This window comes from Streptomyces sp. ITFR-21 (genome assembly GCF_031844685.1).
In the GTDB taxonomy this organism is placed as follows: domain Bacteria; phylum Actinomycetota; class Actinomycetes; order Streptomycetales; family Streptomycetaceae; genus Actinacidiphila.
Window position 1 is genome coordinate 5,029,895 of record NZ_CP134605.1, and the last position, 20,183, is coordinate 5,050,077.

Here is a 20,183-nt window from a genome sequence, read left to right on the forward strand (position 1 = left end):
TACCGAGAAGAAGAGGCATGCCCGCCGGCAGGTTCGCAAACCGATCCCGGGGCACGCCGGTGCCCTGGACCTGACGCGGCTGTGCCGTTCCCCGAAGTCGCACGTCACGTCCATGGGTTCAACCTCGTACCGAGTTTGGAGTGCGGTATGGCCGCGGTGCCGGACACAGGCGCAAGCATGCTCTCGTACACCCAGGAAAGCCTCTGGCTCTTCCATGAGATGGCCGGCTTCGATGAGCCGGCATACAACGAGTCGGTGGCCTTCGAGATCCGCGGGGAGCTCGATCCGGACGCGTTACTCGGTGCCGTGCGCGCGACGCTCGCACGGCACGAGGCCCTTCGGACAACCTTCGTCGAGACCCCGGAAGGGCCGCGGGCGCAGGTGCATGACACTGCCCCGGACAGTGCGGTCCTCGCCGACCTGCGCACGGTGACCGCCGCCGAGGCCCGTCTCCAGGCGGAGCAGCTGCTCGCCGAGCACCACCGACGGCCCTTCGACCTCGGTGCGGCCCCCCTGCTGCGAACACTGCTGGTGGGACTGCCGGGGGGCGTCTGGATGTTCGGCCTGACAGCTCACCACATCGTCATCGACGACTGGAGCATCGGCCTGATCCTCGACGAGATCTCGGAGAACTACCGGGCCGTCCTCACCACGGGACAGGTGCCCGAACGGCCCGTCCGCGGTGCCGCGTTCCGCGCCTTCGTCGCGCAGAGCCGCGCGGCGACCGCGGCGGGGCGGCAGGCGGACGCGATCGAACGCTGGCGCCGGTCGCTGGAGAACTGCCCGGACCTGCTCGGGATGCCGCTGGACCGGCCGCGGCCCGAGGTGCAGACCTTCCGCGGCGACAGCATGACCATCACCGTGCCCCGCGTGGACATCGAGCCGCTGCTGAAGGAATGCGCCCGCGAATGCCGCAGTACCGCCTTCCCGGTGTTCCTGGCCGCCTACGCGGTGCTGCTCCACCGCTACACGCGGCAGGACGGCTTCGCTGTCGGCACCACCGTGCTGAACAGGCCCGGCGGTGCGGACCTGGAGGAGGTCGGCTGCTACGTCAACACCCTGCCGCTGTTCGTTCCGGTGGCGCCGGACGACACTTTCCGTGACGTGCTGCGCGGTGCCCAGGAGGCGGCCGACCGGCTGCTGGACGACGGGGACACCCCGTACCCCAAGGTGGTCGAGGCGATCGGTGCCGAGCGGCCGCGCAACCACCACCCGGTCTTCCAGACGATGCTGACGATGCTCGACGGCAGGCCCGCCCTCGACCTCGGGCCGGGACTGCCCGCGCGGTACCTGCCCGTCCGCCGCGTCGCCGCCAAGTTCGACCTGATGCTGTACGTCAGCGCGGCCGACGACGGCTACGAGTTCGAGCTCGAATTCAGCACGGATCTCTTCACGCGGGAGAGCGCCGAGCGAATCCTGCGCAACTACGCGCAGTTGCTCACCTCGCTGGCTGTCGCCCCCATCGACGCCCCGGTGAGCGCCGCGTCGATGACGCGCGACGAGGAACGGCGCCTGATCCTCGACGACTGGAACGACACGCGGATCGCCTACCCGGGCGGAACCGTCGTGGATGTCATCGAGGAGCAGGTGCGGCGGAGCCCGAACGCCCTCGCGGTGGAGTTCGACGGTGTGCGGTACACGTACGATGAGCTGAACCGGCGGGCCAACCAGGTGGCGAACCGGCTGCAGCAACTGCTGGGATCGAGCGGGTCCGGGCCCTTCGTCGGGGTCTTCATGGACCGCTCCGCGGAGATGGTGGTCGCGCTGCTCGCCGTGGTCAAGGCGGGCTGCGCCTACGTGCCCATCGACCCCGAACACCCGGCCGCCCGGATCGAGTTCATGATCCAGGACGCCGAACTGCCGCTGATCGTCACCCAGGAGCGGTACAAGAGCGCGCTCGGTGCCGTCACCGCCCGGCTCCTCACCCTGCCGGACGCGGTCCCGGACGGCGAGGACGACGCCGATCCTGTCCGCGAACTGAGCCCCGACTCACCGGTGTACATGATCTACACCTCCGGATCCACCGGTCGGCCCAAGGGGGTGATCAATCGCCATGACGCGCTGGCCAACCGGCTGCACTGGATGCAGTCCGCCTTCCCGCTGGCAGGCGACGAGGGCGCCGGCGGGGACCGCGTCCTGCAGAAGACCCCGTACAGCTTCGACGTCTCGGTGTGGGAGTTCTTCTGGCCGCTGATGGCCGGTGCCGCCATCGTCGTCGCCAGGCCCGGCGGGCACCGGGACCCGGACTACCTCAAGGAACTGATCCGATCCCGCTCCGTCACGACGGTGCACTTCGTACCCTCCATGCTGAACGTCTTCCTGGAGGCCGAGGAGCCGGCCGCGTACTGCGGTTCGCTCAGGCGCGTCATCTGCAGCGGCGAGGCGCTGCCGCGCAAGACCGTCGAGGTCTTCCTCGACACGCTCCCGGACTGCGAACTGCACAACCTCTACGGCCCCACCGAGGCCGCGATCGACGTCTCGCACTGGCCGTGCAGGCTCGACTACCCCGGAGAGCTGGTCCCCATCGGCAGGCCCATCGCGAACGTCCGGCTGTACGTGCTGGATGAGGACCTGCGCCTGCAGCCGGTTGGTGTTCCCGGGGAGTTGTGCATCGGAGGCGTCGCGGTCGCCACCGGTTACCACGGGCGTAACGACCTCAGCGCGAAGATGTTCGTGCCGGACCCCTACGCAACGGAGCCGGAGGCACGCCTGTACCGGACCGGAGACCTGGCGCGCTTCCTGCCGGACGGCCAGATCCACTACCTGGGCCGCATTGACAACCAGGTCAAGCTGCGCGGCCTGCGGGTCGAGCCCGACGAGATCGCGGCGGTGCTGCGCGAACTGCCGGCCGTACAGGACGCTGCCGTCGTCGTGGACACCTCGGGTCCGGCACAGGCGCTGGCGGCGTACGTCGTCAGCACCGGCTTCGACCCGGACCAACTGCGCGCCCGCCTGCGCAAGCTGCTGCCGGAATTCCTCGTCCCGCAGTATCTGGTCGAGGTGCCGCAGCTGCCCACAACCGCCAACGGCAAGCTGGACCGGCGTGCCCTGCCCGCCCCGGCGCTCGCCGCGGCACCGGCGGCCCGCACCGGTCTCCCGCCCTCCTCGGCCGCCGAGCAGGACGTGGCCCGCGCCTGGCAGGACGTGCTCGGGCTCGCCGAGCCGGTCGGCCTCGACAGCAACTTCTTCGCCCTCGGCGGGGATTCGATCATGGCGTTGCGGGTCAGTTCCCGGCTGCGCGCCGCCGGATACACCGTGAACCTGCGGGAGGTGTTCGCGCACGCGACAGTCGCAGAACTGGCCGGGTCGCTCACCCGGACCGACCCCGCGTCGCCCACGCCCGTCGCCACCGCGGCGTTCGGCCTCCTGACGGAGGAGGACAGGAAGGCGCTCCCCGCCGGGACGGACGACGCCTGGCCGCTGACGAGACTCCAGTCGGGCATGATCTACCACTCGCTGCTCGACGAGGGTTCGCCCGTCTATCACGACATCTTTGACTACGAGTTCGCCGGCACGGTCGACCTGGACAAGCTGGTCCGCGCCATCCGGGAGACCGTGGCGCGGCACGCCCAGCTGCGGTCGTACTTCGACCTGGAGAACTACGACGAGCCGCTCCAGATCGTGCTCGACGCGAACGCGGCCGAGGCGACGCCGTCCGTGGAGGTCGTCGACGTCTCCGGGTTACCCGGTGACGCGCAGGACAGGGCGGTTGAGGAGTGGATCGAGTCGGAGAAGTGCCGCCCGCTGGACCTCGGCAGGCCACCCATCCGCTTCCACGCGCATGTGCGGTCCGCCGACCGCCTCAACCTGGCGCTGTCCTTTCACCACCTGATCCTGGACGGGTGGAGTGTCGCGCTCGTCGTCGAGGAGATCAGGCACCGCTATGCCGGACTCCTGGCCGGACGGGCGGCCGACGACGCGGCACCGGCTCCCGCTACGGCTCCCGCACCGGCGCCCAGCTACGGCACGTACGTGGCACTGGAACGCGACAGCGCACAGCGCCAGGAGGATCAGGACGCCTGGCGCAGACTGCTCGACGGCTACTCCGCCACGCTGTTGGCCGGTCAACCGGGCCCCGCGCCCGCAGAGATGACCGAGACTGCGGCGATCGAACGGCTCGTCCCGGCGGAGCTGGAGGCTCGGCTGCGTGTGCGCGCCGCCGACCTCGGGCTCCCGCTCAAGTCCTTCTACCTGGCCGCGCACTGCGCCGCGCTCGCCGACCTCAGTGGCTCCGCACGCGTCATCTCCGGGCTGGTCGGCAACGGCCGTCTCGAGATTCCCGGCGGCAGCGAGATGGTCGGCCTGTTCCTCAACACCCTGCCGTTGCCCGTCGAGGTGGGCGAGTCGGACGACGCGGCGCTGCCAGCCACGGTCTTCGAGCGCGAGCGGGCACTGATTGCGTTCCAGAGGTTCCCCCTCGCCGACATCGAGCGACAGCAGGGGGGAACGCTCTTCGACGTCGTCTTCAACTACACCGACTTCCACACCTACGCGGCCGGCGGCGACGGCGCCGCGACCGCCCAGGACCAGGTGTCGATCGAGAGCGCCCGGTACTTCGAGCTCACGAACTTCCCGATGATCGTCCATGTGCACTGGGACCATTTCGCCGGTGCGATGGAACTCGCCGTGTGCCACGACCCCGGGCGGATCAAGACCGCCACGGCGGAAGGGTTCCTGGGCGAGTTCCGCGCGGCTCTCGAACGGTACGCGGGACACCGGCAGGAGCCGGAAACGGCCGGACGCGCGACGGACGGGACGGAGCAGGCGATCGCCGCGATCATCGCACGGGCGGTCGGCCGCGAGACGGTCGAGGCGGACGAGAACTACCTCGACTTCGGCGTTGACTCGATCACCTCCATCCGGATTCTGGTCAAGCTGCGCAAGCTGTTCCCCGGCGCGGCGCTGCGCGAGGTCATGGAGGCCCGTACGGTGCGGGTGCTGGCCCGGCGCCTGGCGGAAGGTGCGCCCGCGGCCGAGGCCGCCCGGCCGGCCGGCAGCACCGGCACTCCCGCCAGGCGGCTCCCGCGCGGAGCCGTCGACGCGTACCCGCTCACCGCCACCCAGCACCGGATGATCGAGGCGACCCGCTCCGATCCCGCGCAGTCCGCCTACCACGATGTCTTCGCCTACACCGTCGCGCTGCCACTGGACGAGCCGCTGCTGCGCGCCTGCCTGCGGCGGATGACCGCGTCTTGCGAGACCCTGCGCACCGCCTTCGACCTGGACGCGTCGCCCGCCCCCCGGCAGCTCGTGCACGACTCGGTCGAGCCCGACCTCACCGTGGTCGACGCGGTGGGCGGCCCCGCGACAGCCGACGAGTGGTTCGAGGCGGAACGCGGCTCGGAGTTCGCCTGGGACCGGCCCGGCCTCATCAGGTTCGCGGCACACCGGACCGCGCAGGACCGCTTCGTCCTGTCCATGGGCTTCCACCACGCGATCATCGACGGCTGGAGCCTGTCGCTGCTGATCCGTGACCTCCTGGTCTCGTACGCCGCGGAACTCGGCGCCGCATCCCGCGCCGGACACCCCCCCGCCCAGGCCCGCCCGGCCGATACCTTCGCCGACTACGTCATGGCGGAGGCCGCCGCGCGCGCGTCGGTCGAGTCGCAGCAGTTCTGGCGTGACGTCCTGGGCGGTCACCCTGGCACGGCACTGCCCCGCTACCTGCCCGTCGGCGGCGCCCGCTGGGCCGAGACGACCGTGACCGTCTCGCCCGAGCAGGAGGACCGGCTGCGCGAGGTCGCCCGCGCCACCGGGCACCCGCTCAAGCACGTGCTCCTCGCGGCGCACCTGCGGGTCCTGAACCTCGTCACCGGCGAGCCCGACGTCATCACCGGGGTGTTCACGCACGGCCGCCCCGAGACCGACGACGCCGAGAAGCTGGCGGGGATGTTCCTCAACTTCCAGCCGCACCGGGTGCAGATCGGCGAGCAGATATGGCCGCAACTGGTCGAGGAGGTCTTCGCGTTCGAGATGCGCGCCCTCCCGCACCGGCGCTGCGCCGCCACGTCCGCGGACGGCGACGGTCACGACGGCTGGCCCCGCTATCCCGCGCTGTTCAACTACACCGACTTCCCGGCGTACGCCGATGTCGCCCACGACGGTGGGCACCTCACCGGCGTCCGGTGGTTCGAGCACACCGACGCACCGTTCCTGGCCAACGTGGGCCGTGACCCCGCCGGTGCCAGGCTGGAGATCACCCTCAACGCCGACGGCCGCCTGCTCCCGCAGGAGGCCCTGGAGGACCTGGCGCGCCTGTACGCGGCCGTCCTGGCACAGATCACTCGAACACCGGACGGCCGCGTCCAGGATCCCACCGACGAGATCCGTGCCTGCGTCGACGCCCTCGGCGCGCGGCAGCGCCCGTCCGTCTGAAAGAGAGCAGCGAACCCCCGTGACAACCTTCAGAAACCCCCAGCAGGTCGCGCCGCCCCTGGCCGCCTACTCGCACCAGGCGGAGATCACCGGCCCGGTCAGGTGGCTCGTCTTGTCCGGCCAGATCGGCATGACCCTCGCGGGGGAGATCCCCGAGGACCCGATCGAGCAGCTCGGCGTTGCGCTGGACAACATCACGGGCAACCTCGATGCGGCCGGGATGAACCGCGAGGACCTGGTCAAGCTGGTGTTCTACTACGTCGGCGACATCGACCTGCAGCAGCGCCGGCAGCGGCTGGGGGAGTGGCTGGGGGACCTGCAGCCCTGCATGACCGTCATGACGGTGGCCGCACTGGCCACACCAGACCTGCGCGTCGAGATCGAGGCGCTGGCATGCACCGAGGACAGCCCGGCGACACGAAGGAGTGAGCAGCAATGATCGACCAGACCACCCAGGACGGCGTGCGCACGTTCGAGCAGACCGACGGCTATATCACGCACTACCGGCTGTGGGGCGCGGAGACCGCCGCGGACCTCGTCGTCATGCTGCACGGCGGCATGAGCCACTCGGGCTGGCAGGCGCCGCTCGGCACTCGGCTTGCCGGCCTCGGCGACGACCTCGCTTTACTCGCCGTGGACCTGCGTGGGTCCGGGCTCAACGCGGTGCGCGGGCACATCCCCGACGGCGAGCTGGCCGTCGCGGATGTCGCCCGGCTGCTGGGCAGCATCAAGGAGGCCCGCCCCGGGACCCGGATCCACCTGGCCGGCTGGTGCTTCGGCGCACAGGTGGCGACAGTCGTCGCCGCCGGGCTCGCCGGCCGGCCGGTGCTCACGAGCCTGCTGATGGTCTGCCCCGGCTTCTTCTTCAACGAGCGCTACTCCGACGTGCTCGACCGCTCGATCGACGCCGCCCTGGACGTCGTGGAGGAACTCGACATCACCGTCGAGGCGACCCGCCCCTTCGTCAGGATGCCGCTGCGCCCGTCCGACTTTACCGACCGCCCGCAGTGGCTCGCGGCCATCGAGGACGACCGGCTCAAGCTCTCCCACGTGACCGTCGGCACGATCGACTCCTGGGAGGAGATCGCCGTCCGCTCCGAGAAGGATTACGCCCAGATCGGCCCGCTGCCGGTGCTGGCGGTGTTCGGCACCCGGGACAAGCTGGTCGACAACGACCGTGTACGCGGGTTCCTCTCCGGCCACCCCGACGTGCGCACGCACGAGCTCGACACGGGCCACGCCGTCCACTTCGAGGAGCCCGAGGCCCTCACGAGGCTCCTCGCAGGCTTTGTCGCCGAGCTGAAGCGATGACCGACGGGGTCGCACGCTACGGCAAGGTGCTGGCCACCCCGGGGGCGTGGGGGTTCTTCGTCCCCGGCATGCTCGCCCGGTTCCCGCTCGGCATGACCGGCATCAGCATCCTGCTCTTCGTCTCCGCGAAGCGCCACGACTACGGCACCGCCGGTGCGCTGTCGGCGGTCACCGCAGTGGGATACGCCGTGGCCGCGCCCCAGTTGGCACGGCTGTCCGACCAGTTGGGACAGCGCAGGGTCCTGCTGTCCTGCGCGGTGCTGTGCGCTGTCGGCGGCAGCGGGTTCGTCGCGGGTGTGATGAGCACCGCGACGCCGCTGTGGGTGCTGTTCGCCACCGCGGCCGTCGTGGGAGGGGCGACCCCCGCGATCGGGTCGATGGTGCGGGCACGGTGGAGCGGACTGCTGGACGGCTCGTCGCTGAAGGGAACGGCCTTCGCGCTCGAGTCGCTGGTGGACGAGGCCATCTTCATCGTCGGCCCGGTCATCGCCACCTCCCTGGCCGTCGGGGTGAGCGCGGCCGCCGGCATCATCAGCGCGCTGATCCTGGTGTGCGGCGGCAGCGTCCTGCTGTCCTTCAGCGTGCGGACCGAGCCGCAGCTCAAGCCAGGCACCCGGGCGCAGGGCAGCGCCCTGTTCCTCCTGCCGGTCGCCGTCATCGCCGGGGTGAACCTGTGCCTGGGCGGCATGTGGGGCTCCATTGACATCGCCACCGTGGCCTTCTCCAGCGCGGAGCACCATCGCTTCATGGCGGGGGTCCTGCTGGGGATCTACGCGGTCGGCAGCTCCGTGGCGGGAGTCGTCTACGGCGCACGGGAGTGGTCGACGCCCGTGCCCCGGATCCTCTGGGCCTCGACCCTGATCATGGCGGTCGGGATCCTGCCCATGCTCCTGGTCCACAGCTTCGTCGGGGCGGGGCTCGTGCTGCTGGTGGCCGGGGCGAGCTCCTGTCCCGCCATGATCGCCGCCATGATGCTGGTCGGCGACGGTGTGCCGGCCTCCCGTCGCACCGAAGCGCTGGCCTGGCAGTCCACGGCCCTCTGGCTCGGGGTGGCGATCGGCTCCTCGGCCAGCGGCCACCTCGCCGACTCCCGTGGCGCGCATGTCGCCTACGCCTGCGCGGCCGTCTGCGGGGGTGCCGGGTTTTTCGTCGCGCTGGCCGCACGCCACCGCATCGAGCTGCCCCTGCCGGAACCCGCCGACAGCCCGGCGGCAAACCGTCCGTTCCTCCCCACTGAGCCGAGTGCCCGATGACCTCCCTTTACCCCACCCGTTCGTCAGCCACAGCCACCGCCAGAACCCCGGTGGCCGACCGGATCAGAGCAATCGCGGAAGACACCGACGCCGCGGTCCGCGAGCGCGTCGCCCTGCGGACAGCAGACCACGCTGTCTCCTATGCCACGTTGTGGGAGCGCGCGCAGAAGACAGGCGCCGACCTGTCGGCGCTGGGCGTCGGCGTCGGCGACATCGTGGGCATCCGGCTGCCCTCGGGCCCCGACGCCGTCGTCGCCATGCTGGCGAGCTGGCTCGTCGGCGCGGCCTTCCTGCCGATGGACGTCACGGTTCCCGACGACTACCGCGACCAGATGCTGAGCAGGTCCGGCGCCCGCGCTGCCGTCGACGGTGAAGGCCTGCGCACCCTCGCGGGCGTCGGCGGCTCCGCACGACCGCAGGCGGGACGCCCGGGAGACCGGGCGGCCTACGCCATCTATACCTCGGGGTCGTCCGGCAGCCCCAAGGGCGTACTCGTCGGACACGAAGCGCTGGGCGGCCACGTTGCCGGCATATCCCAGCTGCTGGGACTACGGCACACGGACACGGTGCTGCAGTTCGCCGGACTCGGTTTCGACGTCGCCCAGGAGGAGATCTGGCCGACGCTCGCCGCAGGGGGAACGGTGGCCTTCCTGGACTCAGGTGACCGGGCGCTGAGCCCCGCGGACCTCGCGCAGCGGGTGCGTGAACTGGGCGTGTCGGTGCTGCAACTCCCCACCGCCTACTGGCGCCTGGTGTGCGCGCAGATCCAGGGCGCGCAGGGTGTGGACGTCGACTTCACCGGCGTCCACACCGTCGTCGTCGGAGGAGAGGGAGCCGGCACGCGGGACGTCCATGTGCACCGCGACGGTCCGCTGGGCCACTGCACACTGGTCAACGGATACGGGCCCACCGAGACGGTGGTGACCTGCACCGCACTCGTCCTGCGCGCCGACGAGCCCGTCCCGGCGACGACCGGCCTGCCCATCGGCGGTCCGGTGGGCGAGCGGCGGCTCCACGTCCTCGACGCCGACCTGCGCCCGGTGGCGCCCGGCAGCCCCGGAGAGCTGTGGATCGGCGGCAGCCTGCTCGCCGACGGCTACCTCGGCGACCCGGTGCGCACAGCGGAGTCCTTCCGCAGCGACCCGTTCAGCCCGCAGGCCGGAGCGCGGATGTACCGCACCGGCGACCTCGTGCTGCGCCACCCGGACGGCGCGCTGGAATACCTCGGCCGTCTCGACAATCAGGTCAAAGTACGCGGCTACCGGATCGAACTGGACGAGGTGGAGCGGCACTTGATCGACACGCGGGGCGTCACGGCCGCCGCGGCTGTGGCACTCGACGACGGCACAGGGACCGGTGGGCGCACTCTGGCGGCCGCGGTCTGCGTGACCGCGGACGGCCCGACGGGTGACCGGATCCGCGAGGACCTGCGCGGGCGCCTGCCCCGTCACATGGTCCCGGGCCGGATCCACGTCTTCGGTGCGCTCCCGCTCACCACGTCGGGCAAGATCGACCGCCGTGCCGTCGGCGCCATGGTCGCCGGGGCGGGGGGCGCGGGGGGTTTCGGGTCCGAGGCCGCCGCGCCCGCGGCCGATGACGCGGCGGACCAGGCCGCAGAACTCACCGTGCTCCTCGACACGGTCCGAACCCTGCTTCGTGCGCCGGACTTCGGCCCCGACGACGACTTCCTGGCCCGCGGGGGCGACTCACTGGCCGCCCTGCGGGTGAGCGGGGCGATGCGGGAGCGTGGCTGGCGCCTGCGCCCGTCGGACCTGGTGGCGGTTGGCAACGCGCGGGCGGTGGCCGCCCGTATGAAGCGGTGCTGACGGCCGCCTCGGCCGTGGCGGCCGCCCGGGGCGCGGGACGGCCGCACAGCCGGAAGGTGCAACTGTTGGTTTCGGAGAGGGGAGAGGTGTCATGACAGCCATATCCGTCGGGGACCAGTTGGCGACGTGGATCGAGAGCGAGGAATTTTCCTGCCTGGGGGCCAAGGCGGCACTGCGCCGCGAAAGCCTGCGCCATGTCCGTGTCGGAGTCATGGGCACCGAGGAGACGACGGCCGCGCTGCACAGCGCACTTGCCGCGTTCGTCGCCCGCGACCTCGACCCCGGCCAGAACTTCGCGTCGCTCGTCGCGGTCTTCGACGGGCCGCAGCGGCTTTCTGAGCCCGACTTCCACGAGTTACTGTGGCAGCAGCTGGCCGACCTGCACGCCTATGACGCGGACCGCGGGTACACATGGGCGGAGGGCGCGGACTCGGACCCGGCCTCGCCGGCGTTCGGCTTCAGCGTGGCGGGCCACCCGTTCTTCATCGTAGGCCTGCACGAGAACGCATCGAGGATCACCCGACGCTTCTCCTTTCCCGCGATGGCGTTCAACTCGCACCACCAGTTCCGCCGGCTGGTGGGGAACGGCGTCTACGGCGGGCTCCAGCGCCGTATCCGCGCACGCGAACTGCAACTGCAGGAGTCGATCAACCCCAACCTCGCCGACTTCGGCGAGTCGTCCGAGGCGCGGCAGTATTCCGGGATGAAGACGGACGCGGAGTGGCGCTGCCCCTTCGCCCCCGGCGCCTCCGCCGCGGGGTCCGCAGCACCGGGCACCGAGCAGCATGACGCGTGACCAGCGCCCAGGGGCTGCTTCGCGTCGGCAGCCGCGTACTGACCGGGCGTCAGCGACCGTAGGCTCGCGTGCATGAAGGTCCTCAGCGTGAATGCCGGACAGGCACGGGCGGTGCCCTACACGGACGCTCCCGGCGGTACGACGGGCATCGACAAGCATCCGGTGGACGGACCGGTCCGGGTGGCCCCTCCAGGGCCACCCGGCCTGGCGGGCAGCGGCGTGGCCGGTGACGCGGTGTGTGACCGGCGCTTCCATGGAGGTGACGACCGTGCCGTGTACGCCTTCGCCCGGGAGGACCTGGACACCTGGCAGCGCGACCTGGAACGCCCGCTGGCCAACGGGTCGTTCGGCGAGAATCTGACCACCGCCGGTATCGACCTGGACAACGCCCTGGTCGGTGAACGCTGGCAGATCGGCCAAGAGGCGGTGCTCGAGGTGACCGGCGGCCGGATCCCCTGCCGCACCTTCGCCGAATGGCTCGGCGAGAAGGGGTGGGTACGCCGGTTCACCCGGGCAGCGTCCTGCGGCGCGATGCTGCGCGTCATCGTGCCGGGCGACATCCGCGCGGGCGACCCGATCACTGTCGTCCGGCTCCCGGTCCACGAGGTGACCGTCTCCCGCCTTTTCCGCGCGGTGACCACGCAACGGGAGACTCTGCCCGACATGCTCGTTGCGGCGCCGTGGATGGAACGCGAACAGCGCGAGATCGCCGAGCGCTACCAGGACTTGATCACCGCCCGCGGCAGCCAGGACCGCCTGTGACGGCGGGGCGCACCCGCGGCTGTCGCCCGCGCGGGGTGACAGCCGCGGCACCGGGCACCGTACTGAGTTCGACCTGAGATGACCTTGGCAATTCCGCGAGTCGCAACTGGCCCGACTGTCATCCACCTGAAGTTCCTCGCGCCAGGCCGGTAATGGACAGCGCCAACGGCCACGTCGCCTTCTGTCACCCGGGGGGCCTCGCCCGTTGCGGCTCACGGCCATCACCCGATCGGTGGCCACTTCGAAGAGACTCGTTGGTCTGTCCCTCCCCTCGTAGCGTAGAGACCATGGCTGGAGGGGAAGCTGGGAGTCATGGCGGAGAAGAGACGGAAGTTCGACGCGGAGTTCCGTGAGGGGGCTGTGCGGATCATCACCGTGTGAGGGGCCTCGCATTTTTCGGACAGTGATCTGACAGTTTATTCGCGCGGCTATACGCAACTCCATGTATTTGGCGTGAACTTCTCGCGGTGGGCGGTATCCGACAGCCGAGTGGAGGCGTTTGTAATTGTACCGGAGTTCGATGTATCGGGTGATGTCCTGTCGGGCGGCCTCTCGGGTCAGGTAAGTCACGCGGGAAACCCGCTCATTCTTCAGAGCGTCGAAGAATGATTCCACCATCGCGTTATCCCAGTAGACGCCGGTACCTCCGGATGACCGGCGGAGTCCCAACCGTTTCAGCGTCGCCGCGAACTCGGCGGACATGTAGTTCGATCCGCGATCGGAGTGGAATATCGCACCGCCAGCGAGTTTCCTATTCCGCGCCGCGTTGCGGATGGCCTGAGATATGAGAGGAGTTTGGTAGTGGTCGTCCATCGCGTAGTTGATGACTTCCTTAGTACTCCAGCAGCACTTCGCTATTCCTGCTGGTCAGGTGCCTGATTGTGAGTGTAGTGGGGTGGCGTTTCGCCGGGTGCGGGATCGGTGGGAGTCTCATCCGAAGGAGGGGTTTGTGCTGATCGGCAGCCCGGGGTGGGCAGGGTCTGAGCGTGATCGAGGATCTTGGAACGGGCCTGTGGGCAGCGGAACTTGAGGATCTGTTTCTGCGTGTGGGCGGCAGGTTCTCGCGCGTGGAGCCACGGCGGCGGATGCGGGACTATGTTCGCGGCCTGCTGGGACCGGTCGGCCGTAAGAACGGGTGGCAGCTCGCCGAGTTCGCCGGCCACAATACCCCCGACGGCTTGCAGCGGCTCCTGGCCGGGGCCCGGTGGGATCCCGAGGAGATCCGCGATGACCTGCAGGAATACGTCGCTGAGAAGCTCGGCCGGCCAGACGGTGTGCTGATCATCGACGACACTGGGTTCCTGAAGAAGGGCGTCACCTCGGCCGGGGTGCAACGGCAGTACTCCGGCACGGCCGGGCGGACCGAGAACTGTCAGATCGGGGTATTCGCCGCCTATGCCTCCTCCAGAGGCCGTGCGCTGGTGGACCGGGAGCTGTACTTGCCCAAGTCCTGGACGGCCGATGCGGACCGCTGCCGCGCTGCCAAGATCCCCGAAGACCGGGCGTTCGCGACGAAGGGTGAACTCGCCCGCCGTCTGGTGCTGCGGGCGCTCGCCTCAGACCTCCCTATCGGCTGGGTGACCGCCGATTCCGCCTACGGTCAGGAATGGGGATTCCGGCGCTTCCTGGAGGAAGCCGGCGTCGGCTATGTCCTCGCCGTTCCGAAATCACAGCAGGTCAAGTCGCTGGCTGGGATCTGGCGCATCGACCAGCTCATCACCGAAGCCCCCGAGGATGCCTGGCAGCGCGTGTCAGCCGGCGACGGCGCCAAGGGCCCTCGCGTCTACGACTGGGCCTCGGCAAGACTTCCGGTCATCGACTTCTTCGACGGCGATCTGCCCACGCATCGCCGCTGGGTGCTGGCTCGCCGCAGCATCAAGCGGCCCCAGGAGATCGCCTACTACCTGGCCTACGCGCCGACCGCCGTCACGGTCGCCGAGCTGGTGCGGATCGCCGGATCGCGCTGGGCGATCGAGGAGTGCTTCCAGGCCGCGAAGAACGAGTGCGGCCTGGACGAGTACGAAGTCCGTCGGTATCCGGGCTGGTACCGCCACATCACCCTGGCGATGCTCGCCCACGCCTTCCTCGCCGCGATGGCCGCAGCGGCCATCGAAAGGGGGACCGAAGAAACGATCACTGCACCCTCGCGCCCTTCACCGTGGCAGAAGTCCGGAAATTGCTGGCAACTTGCCATCCCCACCCAACACCCCAACACCAGAGGGCTGTTCACGCGCTGAGATGGTCGAGATGGCGACGCCACCACCAAGCCGTCGCCCGCCACTGCCATTACCGGAGCCGAACCCAAACACTACAGGGATCCATCGATCCCGCACCCGGCGAAAGGCCACCCCACTACACTCACAATCAGGCACCTGACCAGCAGGAATAGCGAAGTGCTGCTGGAGTATTAGACGCTGTCTCACGTGGTGAGTTTGGCGAGTTTCTTGTAGCAGGTCAGGGCGGCGGCGAGGCTGAGGAAGGCAAGGAAATGGCTGCCTTTGCGTTCGTACCGGACGGTGAGGCGGCGGTAGCCGAACAGCCAGGAGATGGTTCTCTCGATCTTCCACCGGTGGCGTCCAAGTCGTTCGGAGGACTCGATGCCGGGGCGGGCGATGCGGGCGGTGATGCCGCGTTCGCGCAGCCAGAACAGGGCGTCGGCGGAGTAGTACGCCTTGTCGGCGCGGAGCTTGCCGGAGCGCCGACGGCGCGGTCCGCGACGGGACCGTATGGCCGGTATTGCCTTCACTAGTGGCTTGAGGGCCAGGCTGTCGTGCGTGTTCGCCCCGGAGACGCCGACCACCAGGGGTATGCCCTGGGCCTCGGACATCACGTGCAGCTTGCTGCCGGATTTGCCGTGGTCGACCGGGTTCGGTCCGGTCAGCGAACCCCCCTTTTCGCCCGTACCGAGGCGGCATCGACGATCACCGATGTCCAGTCCAGCTCGCCACGCGCGCCGAGCTCGTCCAGTACCGCCCGGTGCAGCCGCCGTCACAAACCGGCCTTCGTCCAGGCGGTGAACCGGCGGTGCGCGGTGGCCGGCGAGACGCCGAACGTCGGCGGCAGATGCCGCCACGCACACCCGCTGGTCAGCACATACACCACGGCGGTGAACACCGCCCGCTCGTCCAGCGGCGACGTGCCGCCACCCTGGCGACGCGGCGTGAACGACGGCAGCAACGGCGCGACCAGACCCCATAACCCGTCAGGAACCAGCCGCTGCGACAGATCAGCACCCACGAAGAACAATGATGCCGCAGCTCACGACACAGCCACGTAAGACATCGTCTTAGCCTCGCGCTTTCATGAAGTGGGCTGTCCGACGGGTGGGCAGGTAAGCGAAAAGTGCCTCTGACCAGCAAGAATGAGGATTGTCGAGGTCCTTGTTCCTGCCACTGCCGGAGGCACTTCTCAGGTGAAGAAGCGTATCGGGTCCTATCCACGCGTCCGTATCGAGGGCGGTGGCCGTGGGATGGTGTCCCAGGCCGGGGCCGTGCTGCTGGTCGAGACGATCCGCAAGACCGGGCTGGACACCGCGATATCGGCGGCGCTTGCCTCGTGGCGACGGCCGCGGGCGGTGCACGACCCGGGCAAAATTTTCCTGGACGTGGCCCTCGCGGTCGCGTTGGGCGGGGACTGCCTCGCGGATGTCGGGATGCTGCGGGCCGAGCCCGGCGTGTTCGGGCCGGTGGCCTCCGACCCCACGGTCTCCCGCCTCATCGACACCCTCGCCGCAGCCGGGCCGAAGGCCCTGTCCGCGATCAGGGCCGCTCGGGCCGGCGTGCGCGAGCGCGTGTGGAAGCTGGCCGGCACTGCAGCGCCGGATGCCGCGGGGCAGGTGATCGTGGACCTGGACGGGGTACTCGTGCTGGCCCACTCCGAGAAGCAGGACGCCACGGCGACCTGGAAGAAGACCTTCGGACACCACCCCCTGATGGCCTTCGTCGACCACGGCGCCGGCGGGTCCGGGGAGCCGGTGGCCGGCCTGCTCAGGCCGGGCAACGCGGGCAGCAACACCGCCGCCGACCACATCACCACCGCCCAGCTCGCCTTGGCGCAGCTGCCGAACAATTACCGCCGTGGACGCCGGACGCTGATCCGTACCGACTCCGCAGGCGGTACCCACGAGTTCGTCGCCTGGCTCGCCCAGCGCGGCCGGTGGCTGTCGTACTCGGTCGGCATGACCATCACCGAGCAGATCCACCAGGCCGTCCTCAAGGTTCCCGCCACGGCCTGGACGGCAGCGATCGAGCCCGGCGGCGAGATCCGCGACGGCGCCTGGGTCGCAGAACTGTCCGGCGACTGCCTCAAGAGCTGGCCGAAGGGAACGCGGCTGATCATCCGTAAGGAACGGCCCCATCCCGGTGCCCAGTTGAGAATCACCGACGCCGACGGACTGCGGCTGACCTGCTTCGCCACCAACACCACCGCTATGCCGATCGCGGCACTGGAGCTGCGACACCGCCAGCGGGCACGGGCCGAGGACCGCATCCGGGCCGCGCGGGCCACCGGCCTGCGCAACCTGCCCCTGCACGGCACCGCCCAGAACCAGATATGGCTGGAGATCGTCCAGCTCGCCCTCGACCTCCTCGCGTGGATGCCGATGCTCGCTCTGACCGGCGAAACCCGCAGGTGGGAACCCCGCCGTCTCCGGTTCCGCCTCTTCTCCGCCGCCGCCCAGCTCGTCACGACCGCCCGCCGACGCTATCTGCGGTTCGCCCGCCACTGGCCCTGGACCGACGTGATAACCGACGCCCTGGCACGGCTCGAAGCCCTCCCGAACCCCGGCTGAGCAGCACGTTCCCGTCCCCGCGACCAGGATCACCCCGACCGGCGCCGTGGAACCCGGCGCCCACCCGACGCGACAGCCGGGCCATCAGCCTGGCTGCCACCAGCCCGAACAGCCGAAACGGCCCACCGAGAGAACCGATGGACCATCAAGAAAGATCAAGGCTAGGCCCAATACCAGTGACTTAAGGGATCGGGTCTTGGTTTCGTTGGACCTTGGTCGGTGGGTTGATCGGGGCGGTGCGCCAGTGCGGGGCGAGGGCGAGGGCTTCGGCGGGGTTGTTGGCAGGCCCGGTGCCGTGCCGGTGTGCGTCTCGTTTGACGCCGAAGTTGGACATCTTGCGTTTGACGACGCGTGGGTTGCAGCGTCTGCGGCGGGTGGGTAACCGGCGTGCGGCTATCTCGCGGAGGCCGTCGGCGAGGGCCGCTGCCAGGCGGTCAGGGGGAAAAGGCCGCCTGCGCGGTGACCTGGCGGCGGGCGAGGCGGATACTGCGGATGAAGGAGAGCTGGTCGGTGTCCAAGCCGGTTTGTTGGGCGGCGTCGTGCATCAGGGTGCGGATGGCGTGGTGGACCAGCAGATGGCCCCAGACCTCCTGCTCGACGCCGCCGGGTGAGCGGGAGCGCAGGACTTCGGCCGGGCCGCGCTGGTGGGTCTTGAGTTCGTCGAGCGCGGTCTCGATCTCCCACCGCTGGTTGTAGAGCGCGGCCAGTTCGAGGGCGGGTGCGGCCTCGTGGTCGAGGACCGTGGTGATCAGCCGGTAGGGGATCTCCTGCTCAGGCCGGCCGGGATCGTTGAGCGTGTACTCGATCACCCGCACCGTTTCGGGGTCGGTGCGTTTGCGGTGGTCCCTGGCTGTGACGATGTCCGACAGATACGAGCCGTCGGGAAGCTCTTCGCGGGCCGGCAGTACCTGATGGGAGCGGATCCGCCACAGCAGGTCCGCACCACCGGCCGCAGCCGCCCGCCACAGCTCAAGGCCGGTGAAGCCGCGGTCGGCCAGCAGCAGATCATCTGCGCCGAGGCGGCCGAACAACTCACGGGCCAGCACAGGCTCGGATGTGGTCAGCGGGCCCAGGGCTGCGGCGGTGATCGCGTGGGTGCCGCATTCGGCCAGCGCCACCACCCGCACCTGCGGGAACGCACACCGCGCGGTGCGGTGGGTCTTCGGACGCCCGAAGTACGCGGCGTTCTCCTGGCTGTCGGGCACGTCGAAGACGGTGCCGTCGATCGCCACCAGCCGCCAGCGGCCGTACCAGGCTCCCTGCGTCGACTCGGTCGCCAACGGCTTCGCCACCTGGCCGAACAGGACCTTGAGCGGTTCCGGCCCCAGCTTGGCCCGGGCCCGTGAGATCGCCGCCGTCGTGGGCACCTGCCAGGAACCGGACCAGCGTTGGGCCCATGCAAGCCCATGGGTCAGCAACCGTGCGACCTCTTCGTAGCCCTGGCCGGAGAACAAGCACATGGCGAGCACGAAATAGACCACCACCCGCGGCGGCAGCAGCCGATTGCGCTGCCCCTCCCGACCGCACTCGGCTACCGCCCGGTCCACCAGTTCCGGCGGAAACGACCGCGTCAGCAGCCCAACCGCGATGCGATCCGACAACCTCTCATCCGTCTCCGGCTTGATCTGACCCGGCCGTGGCATCCAAGGCACCTCCCGGCCGGACACCCTACCAGCCAAAACCTTAAGTCACTGGTATTGAGGCTAGCCTCCTCGGCACGACCCGACGCGGCCCCGGACACCTGTCCGGGGCCGCGCTGCGTTCGGTGTCCGCCGGTGAAGTGCGGTGCGATTTCCCGTCACGAATACGTCACACGGTCCGGCCTCGGGGTGCTTCTGGCTGCTTCTGGTGGCCTAGACCTGCTGCCCTAGCAAAAACCCTCCGATCAGACGTTTTGCCTGATCAGAGGGTCTTTTAGGCACCTGACCTGCGGTTGGTCGGAGGTGCCCCCGGCAGGATTCGAACCTGCGCACACGGCTCCGGAGGCCAGGGAGGCCGTTGCTCTTTCCGGGGCGCTGACCTGCGCGGGCGGCCCAGCCGGCGACCCAGGTTGGGAAGATCATTACGTCCCTACGACGTAGACGGCCTGCCGGGGCGGGGGAGCGGGCCGTATCGTCGATGGCATGGTGACTGGCGTCTCGGGTGATGACGGATCAGGCGGCGCGGTCGGGGAGTTCACCCCGGAGACGGCTGGTGCCGTATTGCGCGAGGCGTGCGCGGCGGCCGGTCTGGACTCGGCGGGGGCCCGGTTGTTGAGGCTCGGTTCTAACGCGGTCTACGACTTGGCTGACCGGCGGGTGATCGTGCGGATCGCGGCGGACCCGGGGACGTTGCCGGAGATGGAACGCGCGGTGCGGGTGGCCCGGTGGCTGGGGGAGGAGCGGTACCCGGCGAATCGCGTGCTGCCTGGCGTGGTGCAGCCGGTGGTCGTCGGCGGGCGGGTGGTGACGTTCTGGGAGAGCGTCCAGGACACCGAGGAGTTCGCGACCGTCACCGAACTGGCCGATCTGCTCAAGCGGCTGCACTGGTTGGAGGAGCCGGAGTCGTTGGGGCTGCCGTACTTCGATCCGTTCGCGAAGGTGCGGCGGTCGCTCAGCGGTCTCAGCGCGGCGAGCGAGGAAGATGCGGCGTTTCTTACCGAGCGCGCGGACCAGTTGGAGAAGGACTACGACCGGCTCGACTTCGTGCTGCCGTTCGGCCTGATCCACGGGGATGCGAACATCGGCAATATCCTCCGCAACCGCACAGGCGAGGCGGTGTTGATCGACCTGGACGGCTTCGCTCTCGCGCCGCGTGAATGGGACCTGATCCTCAGCGCCATCTACTACGACCGCTACGGCTGGCACTCCCGCGAGCAGTACGAGTCGTTTGTCCACCATTACGGCTTCGACCTGATGAACTGGCCCGGCTTTCCGGTCCTGGCGGACCTCCGTGAGCTGATGATGACGCTATGGATGGGCGGCAAAGCAGCCGCGGAAGCGAAGGCTGCGGAGGAGTTCGCCCGCCGCGTCGAATCGATCCGCTCAGGCGGCGACCGGCGTCATTGGCGACCCTTCTAACTACGCGCTCCT

11 protein-coding genes and 2 pseudogenes are annotated in these 20,183 nt (G+C 69.6%); 10 read left to right on the forward strand and 3 right to left on the reverse strand.

The genetic code is table 11. The annotated features are described in order from the left end of the window. The first annotated feature begins 177 nt into the window (after positions 1-177). The 7 genes from RLT57_RS22620 (at position 178) to RLT57_RS22650 (ending at position 12,323) form a co-directional block, all read left to right on the forward strand. Positions 178-6,375, forward strand: a complete 6,198-nt coding sequence (locus RLT57_RS22620; protein WP_311299113.1) for a non-ribosomal peptide synthetase — start codon at positions 178-180, stop codon at positions 6,373-6,375. 19 nt (positions 6,376-6,394) lie between these two features. Continuing rightward, positions 6,395-6,814 carry a RidA family protein gene (locus tag RLT57_RS22625; protein ID WP_311299114.1) on the forward strand — a complete coding sequence of 140 codons (420 nt, stop codon included), beginning with the start codon at positions 6,395-6,397 and terminating at the stop codon, positions 6,812-6,814. Then, entirely contained in the window at positions 6,811-7,686 is an 876-nt protein-coding gene (locus tag RLT57_RS22630) for an alpha/beta fold hydrolase (protein ID WP_311299115.1), read from the forward strand. Before RLT57_RS22625 ends, RLT57_RS22630 begins: the two co-directional genes overlap by 4 nt. After that, the gene (locus tag RLT57_RS22635; protein ID WP_311299116.1) at positions 7,683-8,939 is read left to right on the forward strand and encodes an MFS transporter; all 1,257 of its coding nucleotides are present in this window, start codon (positions 7,683-7,685) and stop codon (positions 8,937-8,939) included. Before RLT57_RS22630 ends, RLT57_RS22635 begins: the two co-directional genes overlap by 4 nt. Then, positions 8,936-10,765, forward strand: coding sequence for a non-ribosomal peptide synthetase (locus RLT57_RS22640; RefSeq protein WP_311299117.1), 1,830 nt, complete (start codon positions 8,936-8,938; stop codon positions 10,763-10,765). Before RLT57_RS22635 ends, RLT57_RS22640 begins: the two co-directional genes overlap by 4 nt. Before the next feature lie 91 nt (positions 10,766-10,856). Then, positions 10,857-11,561, forward strand: coding sequence for a guanitoxin biosynthesis heme-dependent pre-guanitoxin N-hydroxylase GntA (gene gntA, locus RLT57_RS22645; RefSeq protein ID WP_311299118.1), 705 nt, complete (start codon positions 10,857-10,859; stop codon positions 11,559-11,561). 72 nt (positions 11,562-11,633) lie between these two features. Continuing rightward, the gene (locus RLT57_RS22650; protein ID WP_311299119.1) at positions 11,634-12,323 is read left to right on the forward strand and encodes an MOSC domain-containing protein; all 690 of its coding nucleotides are present in this window, start codon (positions 11,634-11,636) and stop codon (positions 12,321-12,323) included. Positions 12,324-12,800: 477 nt separating this feature from the next. Here RLT57_RS22650 and RLT57_RS22655 read toward each other — a convergent pair. Beyond that, a pseudogene (locus RLT57_RS22655) lies at positions 12,801-13,181 on the reverse strand (DDE-type integrase/transposase/recombinase); the annotation flags it as partial. A gap of 131 nt (positions 13,182-13,312) precedes the next feature. Between RLT57_RS22655 and RLT57_RS22660 the strand changes: the two are divergent. Next, on the forward strand, positions 13,313-14,560 hold the full coding sequence (locus RLT57_RS22660; RefSeq protein ID WP_399129868.1) for an IS701 family transposase: 1,248 nt from the start codon (positions 13,313-13,315) through the stop codon (positions 14,558-14,560). A gap of 182 nt (positions 14,561-14,742) precedes the next feature. Here RLT57_RS22660 and RLT57_RS22665 read toward each other — a convergent pair. Then, a pseudogene (locus RLT57_RS22665) lies at positions 14,743-15,560 on the reverse strand (IS5 family transposase). A gap of 175 nt (positions 15,561-15,735) precedes the next feature. On the opposite strand from RLT57_RS22665, the gene RLT57_RS22670 reads away from it, so the two are divergent. Next, positions 15,736-17,112 carry an IS1380 family transposase gene (locus RLT57_RS22670; protein WP_311297409.1) on the forward strand — a complete coding sequence of 459 codons (1,377 nt, stop codon included), beginning with the start codon at positions 15,736-15,738 and terminating at the stop codon, positions 17,110-17,112. 434 nt (positions 17,113-17,546) lie between these two features. On the opposite strand, the gene RLT57_RS22675 is transcribed toward RLT57_RS22670, so the two are convergent. Beyond that, positions 17,547-18,764 carry an IS4 family transposase gene (locus tag RLT57_RS22675; protein WP_399127734.1) on the reverse strand — a complete coding sequence of 406 codons (1,218 nt, stop codon included), beginning with the start codon at positions 18,762-18,764 and terminating at the stop codon, positions 17,547-17,549. Positions 18,765-19,235: 471 nt separating this feature from the next. On the opposite strand from RLT57_RS22675, the gene RLT57_RS22680 reads away from it, so the two are divergent. Further along, the gene (locus tag RLT57_RS22680) at positions 19,236-20,171 is read left to right on the forward strand and encodes a phosphotransferase family protein (RefSeq protein ID WP_311299120.1); all 936 of its coding nucleotides are present in this window, start codon (positions 19,236-19,238) and stop codon (positions 20,169-20,171) included. The last annotated feature ends 12 nt before the right edge of the window (positions 20,172-20,183 follow it).

What these genes read in the sequence shown, in the direction of transcription:
- RLT57_RS22620 (WP_311299113.1), top strand. Translation starts at nt 178, where the DNA reads ATGCTCTCGTACACCCAGGAAAGCCTCTGGCTCTTCCATGAGATGGCC.
- RLT57_RS22630 (WP_311299115.1), top strand. Translation starts at nt 6,811, where the DNA reads ATGATCGACCAGACCACCCAGGACGGCGTGCGCACGTTCGAGCAGACC.
- RLT57_RS22635 (WP_311299116.1), top strand. Translation starts at nt 7,683, where the DNA reads ATGACCGACGGGGTCGCACGCTACGGCAAGGTGCTGGCCACCCCGGGG.
- RLT57_RS22640 (WP_311299117.1), top strand. Translation starts at nt 8,936, where the DNA reads ATGACCTCCCTTTACCCCACCCGTTCGTCAGCCACAGCCACCGCCAGA.
- gntA (WP_311299118.1), top strand. Translation starts at nt 10,857, where the DNA reads ATGACAGCCATATCCGTCGGGGACCAGTTGGCGACGTGGATCGAGAGC.
- RLT57_RS22650 (WP_311299119.1), top strand. Translation starts at nt 11,634, where the DNA reads ATGAAGGTCCTCAGCGTGAATGCCGGACAGGCACGGGCGGTGCCCTAC.
- RLT57_RS22680 (WP_311299120.1), top strand. Translation starts at nt 19,236, where the DNA reads ATGGTGACTGGCGTCTCGGGTGATGACGGATCAGGCGGCGCGGTCGGG.